4 protein-coding genes are annotated in these 4725 nt (G+C 78.1%); 1 reads left to right on the top strand and 3 read right to left on the bottom strand.

The genetic code is table 11. The features are described 5' to 3' along the window. The 3 genes from ACFV0G_RS22385 to ACFV0G_RS22375 all read right to left on the bottom strand — a co-directional run. Positions 1–979: ADP-ribosylglycohydrolase family protein (locus ACFV0G_RS22385; protein WP_380550574.1), on the bottom strand; the 979-nt coding region annotated here is incomplete at its 3' end. Between the two features lie 69 nt (positions 980–1048). Further along, positions 1049–1636: a TetR family transcriptional regulator gene (locus tag ACFV0G_RS22380; protein ID WP_380550571.1), complete on the bottom strand. Its 588-nt coding sequence runs from the start codon at positions 1634–1636 to the stop codon at positions 1049–1051. A gap of 44 nt (positions 1637–1680) precedes the next feature. Then, positions 1681–2688, bottom strand: a complete 1008-nt coding sequence (locus tag ACFV0G_RS22375) for an aldo/keto reductase (RefSeq protein WP_380550568.1) — start codon at positions 2686–2688, stop codon at positions 1681–1683. A gap of 574 nt (positions 2689–3262) precedes the next feature. Between ACFV0G_RS22375 and ACFV0G_RS22370 the strand changes: the two genes are divergently transcribed. Continuing rightward, a complete protein-coding gene (locus ACFV0G_RS22370; RefSeq protein WP_380550565.1) occupies positions 3263–4624 on the top strand; it encodes a M20 family metallopeptidase in 1362 nt (453 codons plus the stop codon). Positions 4625–4725 lie beyond the last annotated feature (101 nt).

Genomic DNA, 4725 nt, shown 5'->3' with positions numbered 1-4725 from the left:
GGGGGGGCGCCCCGCCGCCCGGGGGCGGGCCCCCCCCGCGCCGTACGGCCGGGCCGGCGCCGGTGTCCGGCAGCGGCTCGACGGCGGCCAGCCAGGACGCCGGCACGCCCGCGAGCCCCGTCCGGGCCGCGACCACGCCGGCCGCGATCGCGCACGTGGTGTCGGTGTCGCCCCACCCGCCGACGGTGGCCCAGAGTGCGTCCGGCAGCGAGTCGGGGTGCCCGGCGGCCGACCAGAGCGCGAACGGCACGGTGTCCGGGGCGGACAGCAGGATGCCCGAGCCGAGCACGGCCGCGGCGTGCCGCACGGAGGTGCCCTCCGGCAGCCGGGCCGCCCGGCGCAGGCCCGAACGCACGTCGCCGGCCGGCAGCCGCTCGGCCACCGCCAGCAGGGCCGCGGACCGGGGCGGCGCCGCGGTGCCCCGGGCGCGGGCCGCGAACGCCGCGGCAAGTGCCACCGCCACCGCGCCGGCCACCGCCTCCGGGTGGGCGTGCGTGGCCAGCGCGGACAGCTCGGCCTGCTCGGCGACCAGGTCGAGGTCGTCGGCGAACCAGGCGCCGAGCGGCGCCGCCCGCATCGCCGCGCCGTTGCCGTGCGAGCCCTGCCCCTCGAACATCCCCGAGGTGAGGGCGCGGAAGTCCTCGCCCGCCGCGATGCCGCGCAGCACCCGGTGCATCGAGGGCCCGTACCCCCGGTCCGGGTCGGCCGCGTAGGCGTCGGCGAAGGCGGCGGCCAGCTCGTCCTGCCGCACCTCCCCGCGTGCGGCCAGGTGCTCGAACAGGACGGCGGCCATCGCGGTGTCGTCCGTCCAGTGCCAGCGTCCCGGCCGCGGGATCCGCGCGGACCACGCCGCCTCGACCGCCTCCCGGTCCGGCGAGAACCAGCCGTCACCGAAGGCATCGCCCAGCGCGAGCCCCTCCAGGCTGTCCAGGGCGGGCATCAGGGCGGGCGCGTGCGCGGGCGTTCGGGGTCCGGACATGCCGGCCATTGTGGCGGCCGGCCGGCCGCCGGGACGAGCGGGTTTCGGCCCGGCCGGTAGCTCTGCCGGTCAGTGCCCGCGCAGCCCGTCCAGCAGCAGGGTCCAGAGCGCCTCGAAGTCGGCCTCGGCCTGCGGGCGGGACCACTCGTGGGCGTGGGCCGGGTCGTGGAAGTGCGCGGTGGCCTGGAAGACCGCGCGGGCCGTCCGGCCGGGGTCGGCGGTGCGGAAGGTGCCCCGGGCGGCGCCGTCCGCGACGATCTGCCGGATCTGCCCGACCAGGGTCTCCACATGGGCGTCGACGGTGGCGCTGAGCTCGCCGACCAGGGCCATGTAGGTGGCGAACATCTCCGGGTCGTCCAGCGCCTTCTGCCGCTTGGCCGCGAACAGCGTCGACAGCCAGCGGTGCAGCCGTTCGTCCGCCGGGCCGTCGGCCCCGGCGATGGCGGCCAGCTCGTCGTGCGAGCGGTCCAGCCAGCGCTGGGTGACGGCCTCGCGCAGCGCGGCCTTGCTGGGGAAGTGCCGGTAGACGCTGCCGTGGCTGACGCCGAGGGCCCGCGCGATGTCGACCACGGTCGCCTTGGCCGGCCCGTACCGCCGCAGGACGTCCTCTGCCGCGCCCAGGATCTGCTCGGGGGTGAGTGCGTTGTCCGTGGTCACGGGGAGGGCCGTCCTTCGTCGGTGCGTGGCGCGTGGTGCGTGGCTCAGCGCTCGCTGTCGAGATGGGCCATCTGTGCCGCAGCGTACCGCTCGCCCGCCGCCGACCCGGCGGGGACGGCGGCCTCGACGGCGGCCAGGTCCTCGGCGGTGAGCACCACGTCGAGGGCGCCCAGTGCCTCGGCGAGGCGGTCCCGGCGGCGGGCGCCGACCAGCGGCACGATGTCCGAGCCGCGCGAGGCGACCCAGGCGATCGCGACCTGGGCGACGGTGGCGCCCCTGGCGGCGGCGACCGCGCGCAGCGCCTCCACCAGCGCCAGGTTGTGGGTGAGGTTGTCGCCCTGGAAGCGCGGGCTGTGGCCGCGGAAGTCGGTCGCCGCGAGGGCGGTGTCCGGCTGCCAGTGGCCGCTGAGCAGGCCGCGGGAGAGCACGCCGTAGGCGGTGATGCCGATGCCGAGCTCGCGGGCGGCCGGCAGGACCTCGTCCTCCAGCGAGCGGGAGATCAGCGAGTACTCGATCTGCAGGTCGCTGATCGGGTGCACCGCGGCGGCCCGGCGCAGGGTCTCGGCGCCGACCTCGGAGAGGCCGATGTGCCGGACGTAGCCAGCCTTGACCAGGTCGGCGATGGCGCCGACGGTCTCCTCGATCGGCACGTTCGGGTCGAGCCGGGCCGGGCGGTAGACGTCGACGTGGTCGGTGCGCAGCCGGCGCAGCGTGTAGGCGAGCGAGGCCTTGGTCGCGGCCGGGCTCGCGTCGTAGCCGAGCCAGCTGTTGTCGGGTCCGCGCTGGGCGCCGTACTTGACGCTGATCTGCACGCTCGCGCGGTCGCGGCCGCGCAGTGCCTCGTGCAGCAGCAGTTCGTTGTGCCCCATGCCGTAGAAGTCGCCGGTGTCCAGCAGGGTGACCCCGGCGTCGAGGGCGGCGTGGACGGTGGCGATCGACTCGGCCTCGTCGGCCGGGCCGTAGAGGTCGGACATGCCCATCAGGCCGAGGCCGATCGCGGAGGTGGCCGGGCCGGTGGTGCCGAGCGTGGTGCGGGCGGGACGGGTGGTCATGCGGAGCTCCCGGGGTCGGTCGGTTGCTGACGTTCACAACTATGGCATGCGGGATGACAGATTTCAATATCTGTCATCTCGACCCCGATTCCGGCCCCACGGCGGCCGTGCGGGGCGGGCGGGGGAGGGGCCGGTGGCCGGAGTGACCGGTACCAAAGGCTGATCGGCCGTCACCCGTCGGACGTGGATCGTCCGCCCGTGCGCGGTTCGCCCTGCCGAACCGTCGCAGCAGGTCCATCGTGGAAGCGGGACGCGCGCACCCCGGCCGGCGGCGGCGTGCGGAGCACCGGGCCACCTCGCACGGAAACGAACGGGTCTTCTAGGCTCACCTCTCGTGTTCCCCGGCGGCGGAGCCCGGCCGCACCGCGCACCGGGGACGCGGTCCACGGGCCCCGGGCCGAGCCGGGGCCGCCGGAGCGAGCGAGGAGGACGCAGTGTCGACCGTCCCGAGGCTGCACCATCAGCCGTTGCCCAGTCGAAGGCCCGGCCCGGCCGCAGCCCGCGGTCCCCGGCCGCCGCGCACCGCCGCTCCCGGGACCGTGCAGCGCCCCGCCGACCGCACCGGAGGCGCCAGGTGAGCCCCCATACCGTCCTCCCGGCCGAGCCGGGCACGACCGGCACCACCGAGACCTCGGCCGACCGGTCCGCCGAGGGGGGCGATCCCGCGGATACCGTGGCCGCCGCCGCACCGGCCGCAACCGCCCGCACCGCACCGGGCGGCCCCCCGCCCGGCACCACCGCAGCGCCCGCCTCCCCCGCCGCCGCGCCGCCCGCCCTGCCGGGCCTGCCGCAGGCGCTCACCGGCCGGGCCCGCACCCTCGCCGGGGCCGTCCGCCGCCGCTGCGCCGCCCTCGCCGCCATCGAGTCGCCCAGCGGCGACGCCCCCCGCCTGGACGCCCTCGCCGAGGAGCTGGCCGCGGGCTACCGCGTCACCGGGGCCCGGGTCCGCCGCGAACCGGGTCCGGCCGGCGACCATCTGCTCGCCGAGTGGCCCGGTCAGGACGAGAGCCTCCCGCACCTCCTGGTGGTCGGGCATCACGACACCGTCTGGCCCGCCGGCACCCTCGCGGACTGGCCGGTCGAGGAGCGCGACGGGCGGCTCACCGGCCCCGGCGTGCTCGACATGAAGGCCGGCCTCGCCGTCCTGGAGGGCGCCCTCGCCCTCCTCGCCGACCTGGGGCAGCGCCCGCACCGCACGGTGCGCCTGGTGGTCGTCTCCGACGAGGAGGTGGGCAGCCCGGACGGCCGCCGCCTGGTCGAGCGCCAACTCCCGGGCGCGGCCGCGGTGCTCGGCCTGGAGCCGCCGCACCCGGACGGCCGGCTGAAGACCGCCCGCCGCGGCTCCACCCGGGTGCTGCTCTCGGTCACCGGACGGGAGGCGCACGCCGGCAACGCCGCCGAGGAGGGCGTCTCCGCGGTCGACGAGCTGGTCGACCAGCTGGTCGACGTCCGCGGCCTCGCCCGCGGGCCCGGCACCGAGCTCAACACCGGACGGATCACCGGCGGCACCCGCGCCAACGTGGTCGCCGGCCGGGCCGAGGCCGAGCTCGGCCTGCGGTTCGACAGCACCGAGGCGCAGCGCCGCACCCTCGACACCCTCGCCCACCTGACCGCCCACCGGCCCGGCGCCGAGGTCCGGGCCGAGGTCCTCTCCAGCCGGCCCGCCTGGCCCGAGCGGGCCGTGAACCCGCTGCTGCGGCACGTCCGCTCGCTGGCCGCGGCACTCGGCCAGCAGGTCGACGGGGCGCCGGCCGGCGGCGCCGGCGACACCAACCTGGCGGGCGCCCGAGGCCTGCCGACCCTCGACGGGCTCGGCCCGGTCGGCGGCGGCCCGCACGCCCGGCACGAGCACGTCCTGGTCGAGCAGCTGCCGCAGCGGATCGCGCTGCTGGCCGCGCTGCTCGCCGTCCCGCTGCCCCGGCTGCGCAAGCCCTAGGCCGGCGGTGGCCGGGCGGGGGCGGGGCCCCCGGCCCGCCCCGGGGGGGCGGGGGGCCGCGGCGGGGCGAGCCCGGGTGCCGCGGGGGGGGGAGGGCGGGG

The organism is Kitasatospora sp. NPDC059571 (genome assembly GCF_042735675.1).
GTDB lineage: Bacteria > Actinomycetota > Actinomycetes > Streptomycetales > Streptomycetaceae > Kitasatospora.
Note: the sequence above shows the minus strand (reverse complement) of the source record. Positions and strands in the feature narration are given on the sequence as shown.

Bases quoted from the DNA above. Each gene is read 5' to 3' on its own strand.
- ACFV0G_RS22375 (WP_380550568.1), bottom strand. From the start codon at position 2,688: ATGACCACCCGTCCCGCCCGCACCACGCTCGGCACCACCGGCCCGGCC.